This is a genomic window from Paenibacillus sp. cl123, from assembly GCF_900101595.1.
Classification (GTDB): domain Bacteria; phylum Bacillota; class Bacilli; order Paenibacillales; family NBRC-103111; genus Paenibacillus_G.
The window spans coordinates 542,458-558,419 of the sequence record NZ_FMYY01000002.1 but is presented as its reverse complement, the minus strand read 5'-3'; the positions used below and the strand labels follow the sequence as shown (position 1 = coordinate 558,419).

At 53.2% G+C, this 15,962-nt stretch carries 13 protein-coding genes; 3 read left to right on the top strand and 10 right to left on the bottom strand.

Translation table 11 applies throughout. From position 1 onward, the window contains the following. Positions 1–24: 24 nt before the first annotated feature. From BLR08_RS06525 to BLR08_RS06495, 7 genes are all read right to left on the bottom strand, one after another. A complete protein-coding gene (locus tag BLR08_RS06525) occupies positions 25–1,038 on the bottom strand; it encodes a glycoside hydrolase family 130 protein (protein ID WP_083536539.1) in 1,014 nt (337 codons plus the stop codon). Between the two features lie 23 nt (positions 1,039–1,061). After that, complete coding sequence (locus tag BLR08_RS06520) at positions 1,062–2,621, bottom strand: extracellular solute-binding protein (protein ID WP_072327330.1); 1,560 nt, start codon at positions 2,619–2,621, stop codon at positions 1,062–1,064. A 71-nt stretch (positions 2,622–2,692) separates the two neighbouring features. Then, a complete protein-coding gene (locus BLR08_RS06515) occupies positions 2,693–3,565 on the bottom strand; it encodes a carbohydrate ABC transporter permease (protein WP_072327331.1) in 873 nt (290 codons plus the stop codon). Between the two features lie 34 nt (positions 3,566–3,599). Continuing rightward, entirely contained in the window at positions 3,600–4,496 is an 897-nt protein-coding gene (locus BLR08_RS06510) for an ABC transporter permease (protein ID WP_256257316.1), read from the bottom strand. Positions 4,497–4,665: 169 nt separating this feature from the next. Beyond that, the gene (locus tag BLR08_RS06505) at positions 4,666–6,333 is read right to left on the bottom strand and encodes an extracellular solute-binding protein (RefSeq protein WP_072327333.1); all 1,668 of its coding nucleotides are present in this window, start codon (positions 6,331–6,333) and stop codon (positions 4,666–4,668) included. A 12-nt stretch (positions 6,334–6,345) separates the two neighbouring features. Beyond that, a complete protein-coding gene (locus tag BLR08_RS06500; protein ID WP_072327334.1) occupies positions 6,346–7,887 on the bottom strand; it encodes a response regulator in 1,542 nt (513 codons plus the stop codon). Further along, positions 7,868–9,712 carry a cache domain-containing sensor histidine kinase gene (locus BLR08_RS06495; protein WP_072327335.1) on the bottom strand — a complete coding sequence of 615 codons (1,845 nt, stop codon included), beginning with the start codon at positions 9,710–9,712 and terminating at the stop codon, positions 7,868–7,870. Before BLR08_RS06495 ends, BLR08_RS06500 begins: the two co-directional genes overlap by 20 nt. Before the next feature lie 201 nt (positions 9,713–9,913). On the opposite strand from BLR08_RS06495, the gene BLR08_RS06490 reads away from it, so the two are divergent. Next, positions 9,914–10,198, top strand: coding sequence for a ferritin family protein (locus BLR08_RS06490; RefSeq protein ID WP_371117111.1), 285 nt, complete (start codon positions 9,914–9,916; stop codon positions 10,196–10,198). A gap of 1,113 nt (positions 10,199–11,311) precedes the next feature. Next, a complete protein-coding gene (locus BLR08_RS06480) occupies positions 11,312–12,385 on the top strand; it encodes an LLM class flavin-dependent oxidoreductase (protein ID WP_083536547.1) in 1,074 nt (357 codons plus the stop codon). A gap of 76 nt (positions 12,386–12,461) precedes the next feature. Here BLR08_RS06480 and BLR08_RS06475 read toward each other — a convergent pair whose 3' ends face one another. Continuing rightward, entirely contained in the window at positions 12,462–13,115 is a 654-nt protein-coding gene (locus BLR08_RS06475) for a FusB/FusC family EF-G-binding protein (protein WP_072327337.1), read from the bottom strand. Positions 13,116–13,464: 349 nt separating this feature from the next. Here BLR08_RS06475 and BLR08_RS06470 point away from each other — a divergent pair, with 349 nt between their 5' ends. Then, positions 13,465–13,866 (top strand): SET domain-containing protein, encoded by a 402-nt coding sequence (locus BLR08_RS06470; protein WP_072327338.1) that lies wholly within the window; start codon positions 13,465–13,467, stop codon positions 13,864–13,866. A gap of 300 nt (positions 13,867–14,166) precedes the next feature. Here the strand turns inward: BLR08_RS06470 and BLR08_RS06465 are convergent, their stop codons facing one another. Together BLR08_RS06465 and BLR08_RS06460 are read right to left on the bottom strand one after the other, a co-directional pair. Continuing rightward, positions 14,167–14,820: an FMN-dependent NADH-azoreductase gene (locus tag BLR08_RS06465; RefSeq protein WP_072327339.1), complete on the bottom strand. Its 654-nt coding sequence runs from the start codon at positions 14,818–14,820 to the stop codon at positions 14,167–14,169. Between the two features lie 45 nt (positions 14,821–14,865). Next, positions 14,866–15,852 carry a sigma-70 family RNA polymerase sigma factor gene (locus BLR08_RS06460; protein WP_256257317.1) on the bottom strand — a complete coding sequence of 329 codons (987 nt, stop codon included), beginning with the start codon at positions 15,850–15,852 and terminating at the stop codon, positions 14,866–14,868. Between the last annotated feature and the right edge of the window lie 110 nt (positions 15,853–15,962).

Sequence of the window (15,962 nt, the reverse complement as noted above, 5' to 3'; positions counted from 1 at the left end):
CACCTATCCATCGTGTTTTCAAGCCTACGGCTGCAGACAAAGCCCGAGCAGATCGTCCACATGGGCGGTCGCCAAGCATTCCACCGTATCGGCCGCGCCGTAGTATATTTTTACTTCGCCCGAAGGCTCCAGAATCATGCCGCCCGGGAAAATGACATCGTTGCGGAATCCGCCGGATGTCTCGTATGCAGCTTCCGGAGCGAGCAGCGGCGACTTGCTCATGCCTACGATCCTGCTCGGGTCTTCCAGATCGAGCAGCATGATGCCGGCCGAATACCGTTTCTTCCATGCCCGCTCCCAGCCGTTCTTGCCGCGATTCTGATCGATATCGACGGCGTGGAACGTTGTCAGCCAGCCCTTGGCGGTCTTAATCGGCGGTGCGCCCGGGCCAACCTTATCGTTGGCGAACGGCACGTCCTCCACCCCTAGCACGAGCTTGGAGTCGCCCCAATAACGCAGATCCGGCGAATCACTCAGCCACGTATCGAAGCGGTCGACGCCGCCGCGGCCGTATACCGGGAACGGACGTTCCAGACGGACGTACTTGCCGCCGATCCGTTCCGGGAACAACACCATGTTCCGGTTGTCCGGCACCGACATGCTGAGCACGTCGAAGTTGTGGAAGTCGTCCGTGACGGCAATGCCGCCTCGCACCCCGTGCTTCGTATCGACCGCAAAGCACATATAACATCTGCCGTCCATGACGGTTAATCTGGGGTCGTACACACGCACGATCTCTTCATCGTTCCAGGACCAGACAGGCTGCGGCTGAACGTTCCAATGCACGCCGTCGTCGCTCAGCGCCAGACCCAGATTGGTCGTGCGGGCAGGCTCGACGGTTTCCGCTTCGGCATTGCCGTAATCGTTGCGGAATACCATCACGTATTGGCCTTCGTATTTGGTAACGCCAGCGTTAAATACCATCGCCGGGCCGTAAGGCACATCCTTCGGCGACAGCAATGGATTAGCCGGATGACGGTGAATGACCGGACTCGACTGCAGCGGACCGATAAGCGTTTGATTTTTATTCGTGGACATAGCTAATCTCCTTCGTATCGGCTTTATTTGCCTAATTTGTTCATATACTCGATGTATTCTTTCTCGGCGTCAGCTGTAGCCGGGTACCATTCCTTCTCCAGGAAGTCTTTAAATTGCTGCTCCGAAATCTTTCCGAGAATGAACTGCATCTCCTGCTCGTCTTTCTTCTTCATCAGATCCGGAATCGATTTGCTGAGGTTCAAAATTTTCGGCGACCGTACGACCGGCACGTTGATAACCGTCACCTGCTTCATCGCCTCGTCCAGCTGCGTCTTGTAGATTTTCATCCGCTCCGGCGTATCGGCATTTTCGATCAGTGCCGGTTCGCCGTCGATAGCATTGGCGATCGTCATGTAAGTGCTCGTTGTGCTGACAAGCTTCGTTGTCTGATCGGCGGTACGCGATATGCTTTTCGTAGCCGGATCGTAGCTGTCATACGTAAGCCCTTTGATACCGATTTGGAACAACGTGTTGGCTTCCGCCGTATTGCCCCAGTCCAAAAATTTCAAAGCCTCGTCCACATTCTTCGACGATTTCGGAATCATCCATCCGCCCCACGTCGCCTGCGTTACCCAATCGCTCGCTATGCCTCTGCTATCCTTCAAAGGAGCGTGGTACGTATATTTCTTGTCGGAATCCTTATCCTTGGACAAGTTGGCCATGACCGTGTACTGATGCGCGATGTTGATGCCGACACGGTTTTGGTTCAATTTGTCCTGATCGACGTAAATTTTGTTGACCAGAAACTCCGGATCGATCAATTTCTCGTCGTTCAGCTTCTTCAAGTAAGTCAGGAAAGGGATGTAACCGGACATTTTCTCCTTGATTTTGTAATTGCCGTCCGTATCCTTCGCTCCGCTCACAATCGGCAAGCTGAACGCGGACGCCAAGAAGTACGACGCGTTCCAAATCGTATTGGAGCCAAGCGTCGGGTTGGAGAAGCTGAGACAATACGTATCCGCCTTGCCGTTGCCGTCGGGGTCGTTTTGCGCAAACGCCTTGCAGACGTTCGTAAATTCGTCGAGCGTCGTCGGCGCTTTCAGATTCAGCTTGTCCAGCCAAGTCTGATTAATGATATAGCCCCAATGATTGACGATGTTGGTGCGCGGCACGATGTAAATTTTGCCGTCGTTCACCGACCTGACGCCTTCCCACATTTCTTTCGTGATGTTTTTGGTCAGGTTCGGATACTGGGCGATTTTGTCATCGAGCGGTGTGAGCAGACCGTTCTTGGCCCAGGTTTCCATATTGGAATCGGCGCCGCCCCAGTTATAGATCAGATCCGGCAGATCGCCGGAGGCCATAAGCACCTGCAGCTTGTCGTTGTAGTTGTTGATCGGCGGCGCTTCCAGAGACAGCTTCACATTCGCCAGCCTGCCCGCCTCGGCGAGAACCGGGTTATTGTCGACGGCGATCTGCGCGTTGACCCGATTGAACATGGTGAGGGTGACCGGCTCGTTTTTGCCGGACGCTGCGCCCCCGTTACTGCCTCCGGACGAATCCGGGCCCGTGCTGCAGCCTGCGGCGAATACAGCCAGCAGCGTTGCGCCGGCGATAGCGCCTACTTTGCGTTTATTTTCCATTTTCCACGACTCCCTCGTAATTTAATTATATTACAACTGCAACAAGCTGCAGCTATAACCGAATGGTTGGACTACCCTTTAATCGAGCCGACGAGCAAACCTTGCATGAAAAACCGCTGAAGGAACGGATACACGAGCAAAATGGGAAGCGATGCGAAAATAATAATCGCCATCTTGATCGTAAACACCGTCACGCCGGCGCTGCTGGCGTCCATCGCATCCTTCGCAAGCCCGCCGTCGTCCACGACCAGATCGCGTAAGATAAGCATCAGCGGCCACAAATCCCGCTTGGACGTGTACATGACCGCCGCGAAAAACGTGTTCCACTGCGCGACCGCATGGAAGATGACGAACGTGGCGATCGCCGGCTTCGACAGCGGCACGATAATTTTCCATAACACCTTCAGCTCGTTGGCGCCGTCGATGAAGGCGGCTTCCTCCAGGCTCGGCGGGATGGCACCGACGAAGTTTTTCATTAGAATCAGGTTGTAGGCGCTCAGCGCCCCGGGCAAAATCATACTCCACAGCGTGTTATACAGATGCAGCTCCTTCACCAGATAAAAGTTCGGGATGAGCCCGCCGTTGAAAAACATCGTGAAGGTGATGAGCACAAGCACGACGTTGCGGCCTTTCAGGTCCGTTTTGGACAGCGGGTACGCGGAGATAAGCATCAGAACGATGTTGATCGCTACGCCTATGACCGTTATAAGGATCGTGTTCCGGTAACCGGTCCACATCAGCGGCATGTGCAAAATTTGCTTGTATGCGCCCAACTCGATTTGGCTCGGAATGAGCTTCATCGGATTTTCCAAATATTCGGCATAAGGCGTTACGGAAAAGGAAGCTACGTAAAGAAACGGGAACAAGCAAGCCAGAGAAAACAAGGTGACAAACACATAATTGATGACATCAAACGTTTTATCTCCGAACGATCGGATTTTCACAAGTACCGCCCTCCTCGTCGATATGCCGTGCCGATTACCATATGCCGTCCTCCTTCAGCAGCTTGGCGATACGGTTACCGGCCAGCAGGAAGATGAGGCCGATCACTGACGTGAACAGTCCGACAGTCGTACCGAAGGAGAACCTTCCGCCGAGGATGCCGACCCGGTACGCATAAGTCTCGAACACTTCCGAGACGTTCAGGTTCATCGGGTTTTGCAGCACGAAAATTTGCTCAAAGCCGTTATTCATGACTTGTCCCAGCCGCAAAATAAGCAAAATGACGATCGTCGACTTAATCCCCGGCAGCGTCACGTACCACATTTTTTGCAGCCGGCTTGCGCCGTCGATACTCGCCGATTCGTACAGCTCGGAGTTGATGCCGGCGATCGCAGCCAAATAAATAATGCTGCCCCAGCCCGCTTCCTTCCAGATGGTGCTCAGCACGACGACCGGTCGGAAATAGTCCGGGTCGGCGAGGAAAAATACCGGGTCGAAGCCGAGCTGCTTCAGGAAAATGTTGACGAGTCCCCAAGCCGGCGACAGGAAATTGACGAGAATGCCGCCTATGACAACCCAGGAAATAAAATGCGGGAGGTAAATGATGGTTTGCGTCACGCGCTGATAAGTCATGTTGCGTATTTCATTCAGCATCAAGGCCAATATAATCGGCAGCGGGAAGCCAAACACGATCCGCAGCACACCCAAATAAAAGGAGTTCCAGAACACCTGGTAAAAATCGCTTAGGCTGAACATATACTTGAAGTTGTCCAGTCCGACCCAAGGGCTATGGAGAATCCCTTTTGAGAAATCAAAGTCCTTGAACGCCATCAGCACGCCGTACATCGGCATGTAATTGAATATGAGGAAGTACACGACGCAAGGAAAAAGCAGTAAATATAAATATTTCTTCTTGTTCAAATAACTGAGCACAGCGTTCACCTCCACCTTCGATTTGTCTACATCAGTGTAATATGCGCCCCCCCCTTGCAACATCTAGGAATTATGGGAATCCGGATAATATCTTTAGTTTGCGGTACAGCAATTAAAAAGCAGCAGCCCGGAAGCCGAAGCCTCCGAGCTGCTGCTCGTAATCCGTTAGTCATTTGCCTTGCGCGGCGCGCTGTTCCTTGAACATTTCATAGATGTCTTGCGTCAAGATGATGCTGTGTCTGTCGTGCGCGTAAAAATTCCGGTACCAGTCGTCGACCTGCTTGCCCCCCGCCTTCTCCCACGCCGCTATCGCGTCCCGCTTCGCTTGCTCCGGCGTATAGTCCGGCGTCACGATCGCCTTGATCCAAATATCGCCGGCATCGACATCGACCTGGTTCCTCGTGCCGGTCAAGATCGTCTGCAGCTCCTTGGGCAGCTGCGGCAATTGCTCGGAGTTCGTGGGACCTGCGATCGGCAAACTGAAATCCACATACGCCGAGTTCAGTTCAAACATGTTCTTGACGTCCTGCTGCAGCGGATCGCGCGAATCCAGCTTCTCAGCGGCATAATAGCAGTTGCCGGCCAAAATCGGCGAGGCCAGCATCGCAAAGTCGCCGATGGCGTAATTGAATTCCGTCATCCATTTGCCCAAATCTGTCATGACCGGGCATTTTCCGGGCTCGGTCTTGCTGTGGACGCCTTCAAAGCCATAGTACATCGTCTTCATGAACTTCTCGGAGGAAGCGAAATCGACGTATTTCATGACGGCTTCCGGGTGCTTGGTTTCGGCATTGACAACTGCCGTCATTTGAATCGGATTGACGAAGATCGAATTGAACCGTCCCACCGGCGTCGCCGGGTACGGGATGACCGCCAGCTCGGCACTCGGCACGTTGCGCTTCAGCGGCACGTAAGTGTCGGTGTAGAACGTCATCGGCACGTTAAACTGGTCCATGAACATGCCGATGCGATTGTTCAGAAAATCCTTCTTCGCCCTGGCCCCGTTCTTGTCGCTTAAAAAGTTCGGGTCCACCAGACCTTCGCTGTACAGCTTCCGCTTGAACGCCGTCAGCGCCTCGATATGGTCCCAGCCATGCACCAGTTCGCCGTCTTGGACAACGAAATTCGGGTACGTCACGCCGAACATTTCGCTCAGGACATAGCCCGAGCTGCCCGACAAGGCGATGCCGTACGTGTCGTTGATTCCGTTGCCGTCAGGATCCTGCTCCGTGAACGCTTTCGCCACTTCGTACAGCTCCTCCGTCGTCGTCGGAACCGCCAGGTGGAGCTTCTTCAGCCAATCGGCTCGTATGAAGAAGCCCCGAGTCGGAATCGTCTCGTTAATGCGCCCGAACTGGTACAACTTGCCGTCCGATCCGGTTCCCGCCTTGCGCAGCGCCGGGTACTTGGCCAGCAGCTGCTTATAGGTCGTGCTGTAGCGCTCGATCATATCGTCAATCGGGCGCACCATCTTGCGGTCGATCAACGTATTTTTAATTTGCGGCGCATATTCCATCATGAGGTCCGGCCCTTCGCCGGAAGCGAACAGCGCGTTCAGCTTCTGCTCCGCCTGCGAGCGCGGCACGGCCACGAATCTCGCTTCCACATCTGCGGTTTCGTTGATCCACTTCGTAATTTTGTTGTTCTCGATCGTGCCTTCGCTGGACGGAACGTTGCCGCGGTCGTAGACGGTCACGGTGATCTGTTCCCGCTCCGAAGCTTGCGGCGCGTTTTCATTGCGGGTATATCCCGGGCTTGCCGAGCAGCTTGCCGTGACGGCGGCCAGCGCGCCAGCCGCCAGTAGCGGCAGGGCCGCACGCTTGAGCTCATGCAGCATGTCCGCTCCCCCTTATATCATATGGTGCTTGCGATACTCCTTGGGCGTTAAGCCCGTGTTGATTTTGAACAGCTTGGCAAAATAATTCGGCAAATCGTACCCCACCTTGCCCGACACTTCCGTAACGTTCAAATTCGTATTGGACAGCAGCAGCTTCGCCTTGTCCATGCGAACGTCGATCAGGAAATTGACGAAGCTGCGGCCGGTTTCTTTTTTGAACAGGTGGCTGAAATAAGCGGCGTTCAGATGCACATGCGAAGCGACCTGCTGCAGCGACAGCTGCTCGGCGTAGTGCTCTTCGATATAGCGGATCGCCCGAGACACCGCGTTGGAGCTGTACCGGCTCTGCCATTCCTCATAATGACGCATAAACCGCTCGGTCTCCGCCTTCATCCACGCGCACACTTCATCCTTGCTGCGACATTCGTTCAGCTTGCCGATCCGTTCCGACAAGCTGCGCGCATCGGACTCCCGCTCCAGCTGCTTGCGAGCCGCATCCTGCAGCGCAAAGCTGAGCGACAATGCTTCGATCGGCAGAGCTTCGGCGTCCAGGGCGCTCATTTCTTTCATCAGCCCATCCAAATATTGCTGCAAAGCTTCCGCTTGGCCGGCCATAATGAAAGCCGCCGCCTGAGCGCCTATGAGCTGCTGCCGGACGCGGTTAACCGGCAGAGCCGCTTCCGGCTGCTCGTCCCGATCCCTGGAGGCGCGGCTCTGCGCGCTGTTCGCCAGGGCTGCCTCGTACATGTCGGCAAGCCCGCCGAGGCTGGAGACGACGCCGGCTTCATGCGCCGCGACCGTCAAGCCGAGCAGCTGCCGCACTGTGGTGCAAGCCGCGTCAAGAAGCCGCTGCACCTCGGCCTCGGCTCCCGGAGGCAGCAGCAGGGCGAAGCGCCCTGCCTCAATCAGCAGCAGCATGCTCCAGGACCGATGCGCGTCGAGGAGCTCGCCCATGATGTTCAAGACCGCGAATTGCAGCAAGGGCACATCGCGCTTCGTATAGCTCCGCTCTGGCGGGAGAAAATCGGCTACGTGCAGCACGATCAGCTTAGTGGAGCGAAGCTTCTGCTCCAGCTCGGCCGCCGCCTCCGGCCGATACGGAAAGCGCAGAAAAATGGCGCGCAGCGCATTTTCCTGGAGCAGCTGGCGCTCGCTCGCCTTCTTGCGGGCAGCCGTCCGTTTCTTTTGCACGAATATATCTGCTTTGGTCAGCGCATCGTGCATATCCTGCTTGCTGCACGGCTTAACGAGCAGATCGAGCGCACCGCTGCGCAGCGCCGCCTGTGCGTATTGAAAATCCTGAAACCCGGTAATGACGATAAACTCGATATCCGGGAAGGCGGCCTTGGTGCGCTGCAGCAGCTCCAGCCCGTCCATGACCGGCATCCGGATATCCGTGACGATGAGATCGGGCTGCAGCTCGGCAATGAGCTGTTCGGCCTCCTGGCCGTTCTCCGCCTCGCCGCAAACATCCCAGCTCGCTTCGCTGCCCGCAATCATTTTGGCCAGACCTTTACGGAATAAAGGCTCGTCTTCAACTAACAGGATGCGCATATTGCTGTCCCCCTTCCTCCAAGCGACCCGTTTCCTCTTCATATGGCAGCTTGACACGAACTAGCGTTCCTTCCGGCAAACGCTGGATTTCCAGCCCGTACGACTCGCCGTGCACCAAATAAATGCGGCGCAGCACGTTGCGCACCCCGAGCCGCTCCCGTTCGCCGCGCTCGTCGTACAGCGTGCGGTCATCCAGCAACCGATGAATCATGTCAGGCGATATGCCGTGCCCGTTATCTTCGATTTCAACGAACATATCAGCCTCCCGGCGGCTGACGCGAATGGCCAGCCGCTTGCTTGCCGTCTGATCCATAAAAGCATGAACGAAGACGTTTTCGACAAGCGGCTGCAGCAGCAATCGCTGCATGCGGCAGCCCATGAGCTCCTTCGGCGCTTCGATGCTGACCTGCAGCTCGTCGCCATGCCGCGCTTCCTGAATCCGGATATAGTTCCGGATTTGCGCGAGCTCGTCCCGCAGCGTACTTGGCGTCGATACAGGGGCGAGCGAGTAGCGCAGCAGCTCCGACAAGCTCGTGACGAGCGCCGCCGTTTCTTCGTCGTCATACAGCAGCATGATTTTCCAATAAATCGAATTAAGCGCGTTATGCAGAAAATGGGGATTCAGCTGCGCCTGCAGCGCCTTGAGCTCGGCCTCCTGCTCGCTCAGTTTGCTGACGTACACTTCCTGGATGAGCGACTGAATGTCCGCCGCCATTTGATTAAAGCTGTCCGTGAGAAAAGCAAACTCGTCATTCGACGTACGCGGTATGGCGGTCCGCAGGCTGCCTTCGCGCACCCGCTGCATCGCCCTCACGAGCACATGCAGCGGCTTCAGCATTTTGCCGCTGAAGAACGAGACGCTGACCGCCATCAGCACAATGCTGACAAGACCGAAGGCGAGAGCAAAATGATAAACCGTGCGCCCCTTCGCCTTGATATCTGCGAGCGAAATACCGCTGATAAGCTTGAACGAACGGGGTTCGTAGACGCTCTTCACAAATAAATAGTCGTTGCCTTCGCGGTGCTCGATGAAGCTCCCGGGACGCTTGCCCGGGGCTGGCTCGAAGCCGGGGCTGCCTTCGGGCTCCCGGCTGAACAGCAGCCGGTCGTATTTATCGTAGATGTAGGCCCCGGCCGTTTGTCCGGCCATAAGCCGGTCGAGCGAACTGCCGAAGTATTGTTCGTCAATAATAAGAATAAGCATGCCGTACACCGTCTGCTGCTCGGTCGACTTCAGCCAGCGCGAGGCGACCAGGCTTCTCTTCTCTCCGGACGCTTCATAGAGATCGGAGATATTCATCCGCTGCCAGACAATTTCCGCCGACGAATGATCCATCCCCTTTTTCACCCGTTCATAAAACTCGGGAAACTGAAGCTGAATCGACGGGTTCGCCTGGCTGTAATACATATTATAGCCTTGCAAGTCCGCAATATAGACGGCGCGTATATGTGTCGTTTCATTTTTGAGCGGCAGCAGGACATTCTCCAGATTCCGCTCCAGCATGAAGTTCCGATACGCGACGCTCTCTCCGGGCTGCGGATCGGCATGCATATTTTCCACCGTGCGTTCCACGTGGGTGTTGAAAACCACGAAGTCCGTGATGCGATAAATGTCCTGAATTTTGGAGCCGATCTGCTCGATCGTTTGCTCGCTTGTCTTCAAGTACTGTTTGCTGATTTCGCTTTCAAACAAGTTCAAATTCATCCGGTAAGACATATAACCGGTGACGAGCGAGCAGATGGTAATAATGACCGACAGCGACAAAATGAGCTTCACTTTGAAATGCTGATTGATATATTGGAGCACATGCTTGTGCTTCATCATGGATGGCTCCTCTTCGCGAAGTTACAGACGTTGGCTCTCAGCTTATTATAATGAATTGGCGCTGATCCTACAGCCAGGAACCCGAGAAAAACGGATAAAATTTTTAGGTTTCAAGAAAAGGAAGACGGCGGGAACGTCAATAGGAACCGAAATGGGCGGATGCTCATATACTTCATGAACGAATGTTAGGAGGAGAAAACTATGTATCAAGCACCCTCATACTGGAGAAGTTTATATTATATGCGGGTCGACTTTGTGCCTATCTGGAGCACCGGATTTGCGAAAGCCGTACAACTGATAAAGGAAGCGGTGCAAGGGGAGCGTAACGATGAGTTGTTCTACAATGAACTGATCAATCTGGCCCCCTCCCAAGAACAGGCGGCTATTATTGAAAGCATCCGTAACGACGAGCGCGCTCACAATAAAATGTTCAGAGAGATGTATCGGGCTTTGACGGGACAGGAAGTTACTGGCGTCAGCAGCTGAAAATCACGAAGTCCGTGATGCGGTAAATGTCCCGAATTGGGGAGCTTATCTGGAGCGAGCAAATTGTGACAATGTTAAGGTCCCTTTTACCGTTCCTTTTCTTTGATAATAAAGTCCCCACCGCCTGTGCAGATGGGGACTTGTTGCCGTCATATGAAACAGCAGGCGGCACGGCGGCGAAAGGTTCCTCAGCTCACCTGTTTACTGTACGACCTGATGACCTTGCGGATCAAGTCGTTTTTATCCAGCTTCCGGGCGATTTCCGGAGACAGCTTGAACATAGTGCCGGATGGAATAACCGCACAAGCAAAAAGGATACATAACTAATGTTATGTATCCTTTTTGCTTGTGAAATGATCCGCCAGGCTATGAGTAATAAACCCGGTACTCAATACGGCTTCTTGGCTTCCTGATGTCTTGGCTCTCTTAGTCTTTCAAGCGAGTTGATTTTATCGCCATTCCCTTGGTCGAACCCCTCCTGGAGCATTTGAGCTACGCTTTCCGCTGTATAAGACGAAACCTCTTCGTGACCGGTGAAGCCGGTTTCAGTCTCAAGGTTTGTCCTGTTTCTCCCCCCTCTTCCTCCGAAGTGATACATGCTATATGATTTAGGAAAACTACCTCTAAGATTTCGTCGTGTAAGGATTTAAATTTTCTGCTATACAAAAGATAACATAATATTAATTATGTAATCTTTAATCCCGAAGACGTTCTTCCATTATTTCGCTTAAACGATCAAGCTCATCGTCCAGTATTGAAAATGCGGCTGCTGCCATGATGGAAATGTTTGTTCGCTCACCTAAGACCGTCGTGAGACGGGACTTTGCAGTAACAACTCCTGCTTCTCGTCATCGTATCCGTAAATAATTCCGAATTCGGGAATAAACAAGCTCCACCTTATGACGGGATTGACCATCTCTATCGACTCTTGCGCAAAGGCGCCAGCCTTGTTCCAGCTTCTCCGGCGCTGCGGGCGTCCGGAACCCGTCAAGATGCTCGCAGGTAAAGCCTGAAATGTTAAGCGCAATCTGGCAGTAAGTCTGCTATCAGCTTACTTAATTTGAGAAACATTAAAAAAATGAGTACACTAGAGAAATGAAGGAGGCGAGTGCAATGGCCCATGGGGCTGTCAACATCGAAATAGGAATCAGCACATTTTTGGAGGCAACGCCAGATCCTGTGACAGGAGAGGTCATCAGTCACGCCGAACGGCTGCGCCATGCCGTGGAAGAGATCATTCTGGCCGACCAGGTCGGCCTGGATGTTTATGGAATCGGAGAACACCATCGCGCCGATTACGCCGGCTCCGCCCCCGCTGTGGTGCTGGCGGCAGCGGCTGCCGCGACCAAGCGGATACGACTCACGAGCGCGGTTACCGTTCTGTCGTCCGATGACCCGGTCAGGGTCTATCAAGCGTTCTCTACACTGGACGGCATTTCTAACGGCCGGGCCGAAATTATGGCCGGGCGCGGCTCGTTCATCGAGTCCTTCCCCCTCTTCGGCTACAGTCTGGAGGATTACGACGAGTTGTTCGAGGAGAAGCTTGAGCTGCTGCTGGCGATCCGGGCTTCGGAGAAGGTGACTTGGGAGGGCAAGCATCGTGCGCCGATCCACAACCTGCCGGTATATCCTCGATCCGTGCAGGACCCGCTGCCGGTATGGATCGCAAGCGGCGGAAACGCGCAATCGGCTATCCGTGCCGGCATGCTGGGACTTCCCATCGCCTTCGCCATCATCGGCGGCATGCCGGAAAGCTTTGCCCCGCTGGTGAAACTGTATAAAGAAGCTGCCAAGCGAGCCGGACATGATCCGGACAAGCTGGAGATCGCCACCCACTCCCATGGCTTTGTCGCGGATACGAACGATCAGGCTGCCGATTTGTTTTTTGCCCCGACGCAGGCCCAGATGAACGTCATCGGACGCGAGCGCGGCTGGGGACAGTCATACACCCGGTCCACGTTCGATGCCGCGCGCAGTCTGCGTGGAGCGCTGTATGTCGGCGATCCGGAATATGTCGCAGAGAAAATTATTTTGCTGCGCAAAAATCTGGGCATTACCCGCTTCTTCCTGCATGTCAACGTCGGCACAATGCCCCACCGCGAGGTGCTGCGCGCCATCGAATTGCTCGGCACCCGGGTAGCGCCGCTCGTACGCCAGGAGCTGGCGCGAACCGAAGCTAAGAACTGAGCCGGTCTGCGGACCCGGCGTCCGGCGTACCAAAAAACCATTGAACCTACATGCGTAGATTCAATGGTTTTCTTGTTTAACCGATGACCGTGTCCACGAAATGCTCTAAAGCGGTCATATCTGTGATGTTCTTGTTGCATTCCTGACTGTGCGCGCACACATAGTTCCCGACCGCTTTATAGTAATCAGCGGAACTGTGAACAGGTCTTTTGCGGGAAACCGCGGAGAATAAGACCAGCTCCTCATACTTGTTGCACACGAAGCAGAAGCCTTTTTTATTCGTATCCGTATATCTGCCTTCGATGCCAACGAACTGACCGTTCATCGGATAGACCATGAATAACTTCTGGGTTGCTATATCGGTCCAGCTCAGATACGAAACCTGCCGATAGTCGATCGCGGACAGATCCGGCAGCTTGAGCTTCTTATTTTTCGGAAACAGCTTTTGAATCTGCTTGGCCGTAATGGACGGAAATTCCATCCGATACGGCTTTAGAGCCTCAAGATATCTGTGAAAGTCTTCTGAAGTGTTCAATCCGGCTATTTGACCCAGCATACGCTTTTGCTCATCCGCGGCGTCCGGGAACAACTCACTAATCTTGGTTTCGGCGCTATATCTGACGGATTCCACAATCTTCGGATCGGCAATCGTACGCAGAGCCTGCTGCAGAGACTCAGCTTGCTTCTTGATGAAGTTATACTGATGGTTTCTAATAAATGGTACATGCATGGATGTCCAGCCCCTTATTTTTTATAGTGAGGAAATAAGGTGCAAAACCCAAGTATTAGAAACGATAAATGTAAATTCGGGCGATGTTAGGAATAACAATCCGCCCATGCAAAGTATCGCCTCTAATCTAGGCTTTGCATGAGGCTGAGCCAATCCGGCAATCGATCATTGCCATCGTTACCAACTCCCCGGCTTTGAGATAAAACTATTATAGAGGAAAATACTCGCACGCTCAATGGCGAGTATCGGTAAGCGGTTGATTCCGAATACCTTCGCTTGCCGGACAAGCAGGAGTAAGCTATAATTAATACTTTCAGTATTCCAATTCGAGATTGCGCAGGTGACCAATATGATAGAGATCAAAACTTCTTCATTAAGCGACGGAGAGTTCAATAGAGGCGTATTTGCAACACGGAATATAGCGAAAGGCGAGCTCATCCATGAAGCGCCCGTCATTCCCTACCCCAATGAACAGCATGTCCATATTGAGAAAACATTGCTAGCCGATTATATGTTTGAATACGGAGCCAACCATACGGCCCTGCTGCTCGGATACGGCATGCTGTTTAACCACTCTTATACGCCCAATGCGTATTATGACCTTAACTTCGACAATCACACGGTAGATTTCTTTGCCTACACCGATATCCTGGCGGGCGAAGAAATTTTAATTAACTATAACGGCGAGGTCGATTGCGATGATCCGCTGTGGTTTAACGAGAATAAAGAGGAAGCTTCCTCGGAGAGCTGAGACAGCAAGGGAATTCCTTGCCAACGCTTTAACAAGATCATTCAACAAGCAAGCGGTGACAACCGGGACCGGGAACGCGCAAGGGGTCACCGCACGATTCGTTTTCGTTCGAAATAATCCTCGCTGCGGATACCATCACGTTTACCCGGTCTCGTAACGATTATCAAGCCCCCCCAAAAGTTTTTCCCGCTATAAGTAAACGCCATTGTTACTCAAAATGCCTAACCCATTGCGCTCAAATCCCTGCACGTTACCGGTGGAACTCCTTCTCCCCTTTTTTCGCCAGGCGACGAATCCTTTCTATACACTTTGAGCAGACTTCCGGCTTGCCAAGGAAACGGCCGCAGACTCCGCTTCTTGAAAAGCTTTAGCCAATACTTCCTCCCTAGTCAAGGAATAGTTCCCTTGCGCGCGGATTATTTGATAATCGACTCCCATAAAGCTGAACATGGATTGTAAAAATTTATGCGAATACTCAACTTCCGTATACCAATCCTGGTTCGTATAAATACCGTCGCTCGCTTGAATAACAAGTACATGCCGGCCGTCATTTAGCAGACCGACCGAGCCCTTATCCGTATAGGCAAAGGTCTCTTTGGCGATCAGAATATTATCCATATAGTCTTTTAGCTTGGATGGAACGTTAAAGTTATGCAGCGGCATGGCGATGACGTATTTGCCCGCACTTTTAAATTGTCGGAGAATTTCCGACATCCGGGAGTCCAGCGCCTGCTCTTCTTCCGTCAAGCGCGCAGCTCTTCCCTTTTTTTCCTGAAGACTCAGAAAGGTTCGGTCAATGCAAGGAACATATTCCCGGTACAAATCGATTTGTTCGATGGGTCCTTCAGGGTTCGCTTGTGAGTAGTTCTCCAGAAAATGACGAAGCACCTGCAGACTTACGGACGAATCGTCCTCTACTTTGGGATGGGCATTTATAACGAGCAGCTTTTCCAATGTCGATCTCTCCCTTGTTCTCTACTTGGTACGTCTATAAGACAACTAAGGGACGTGTTTTGTGACACAATTGCTCAATTCAGATTGATTCCAGGCAATAGGCTTCAGCTTATCCGGATTCGTAATCATGTATAATCGGACAGGACGGGAGTGGCTATCAAACTGAAAGGACAAGATTCCGAAAAGTTCACCGTCCCTCATAAGCAAAAGCCCCGGCTGGCCATTAACGTTGACAAGCAGCTGATTTTGGGACCGCAGACTTTTGGGGGCAATCCCTTGGAGAAAAGCAAGGATTCTTGCGCTGCCGATAATCGGGAAGACGGCTGCTCGCACCTTGCCGCCGCCGTCCATGTACAATCGCGCCTCATCCGCCAGCATCCGGACGAATGGCTCGAAATTACCGGTAAGGGCGGCGTTCATAAAGGAGCGGGCAAGCACCTCCGCTTGCATGGCGTGCGTGCTATCGGCGCTGATGTCCTCGATCGGCAGCGCAATCGGAGCTTCCCGTTCGCCCGCCGTTTCCTCTTTTTTCCTCTGAATTCGTCCGCGGTTGATTTTCTGTTTCCCCCGGCTGTGCAGCTTCCGGCAGCTTTCATTGCTTTTGCCCAGCAGCTCCGCAATGTCCCGGTAATCATAGTCCAGCGATTCCCGAAGGATGAAGACAGCTCTCTCCATGGGCGATAGCTGCTCCAGGAGGACGAGAAGCGCATAGGATATCGTTTCCGCCCGCACCGCCAACTCCTCCGGAGTTCCAGCCGCATCGCGCACCTCAGGCTCCGGAAGCCAGGGACCGGTATAAACCTCGCGCGTTCGGCGGGCTGATTTCAGCAAATTCAAACACCGGTTGGTGACCATTTTTACCAAATAGCCCTTCATATTCCTGATATGCTCGACACGCATGGTCTCCAGCTCGGCAAACACATCCTGCACCATATCCTCGGCATCCGTTAAAGAGCCTGTCATTCGGTAAGCGATGCCGTTCAACAACGGTTTATAGGCGTCATACAAATCATTTATACTCACTCTCATCATCCCAACTCATTTTTCCTGCGGATTTCCGCATATTGTATCATAAATCGAAGCTTCCAGGCAGTTCCAGGCGCGGACAAGCAAAAAAACGGCTGCTCCCCAATACGATGGGA

Bases quoted from the DNA above. Each gene is read 5' to 3' on its own strand.
- BLR08_RS06525 (WP_083536539.1), bottom strand. From the start codon at position 1,038: ATGTCCACGAATAAAAATCAAACGCTTATCGGTCCGCTGCAGTCGAGT.
- BLR08_RS06470 (WP_072327338.1), top strand. From the start codon at position 13,465: ATGATAGAGATCAAAACTTCTTCATTAAGCGACGGAGAGTTCAATAGA.
- BLR08_RS06480 (WP_083536547.1), top strand. From the start codon at position 11,312: ATGGCCCATGGGGCTGTCAACATCGAAATAGGAATCAGCACATTTTTG.
- BLR08_RS06475 (WP_072327337.1), bottom strand. From the start codon at position 13,115: ATGCATGTACCATTTATTAGAAACCATCAGTATAACTTCATCAAGAAG.
- BLR08_RS06500 (WP_072327334.1), bottom strand. From the start codon at position 7,887: ATGCGCATCCTGTTAGTTGAAGACGAGCCTTTATTCCGTAAAGGTCTG.
- BLR08_RS06505 (WP_072327333.1), bottom strand. From the start codon at position 6,333: ATGCTGCATGAGCTCAAGCGTGCGGCCCTGCCGCTACTGGCGGCTGGC.
- BLR08_RS06490 (WP_371117111.1), top strand. From the start codon at position 9,914: ATGTATCAAGCACCCTCATACTGGAGAAGTTTATATTATATGCGGGTC.
- BLR08_RS06495 (WP_072327335.1), bottom strand. From the start codon at position 9,712: ATGATGAAGCACAAGCATGTGCTCCAATATATCAATCAGCATTTCAAA.
- BLR08_RS06460 (WP_256257317.1), bottom strand. From the start codon at position 15,852: ATGATGAGAGTGAGTATAAATGATTTGTATGACGCCTATAAACCGTTG.
- BLR08_RS06520 (WP_072327330.1), bottom strand. From the start codon at position 2,621: ATGGAAAATAAACGCAAAGTAGGCGCTATCGCCGGCGCAACGCTGCTG.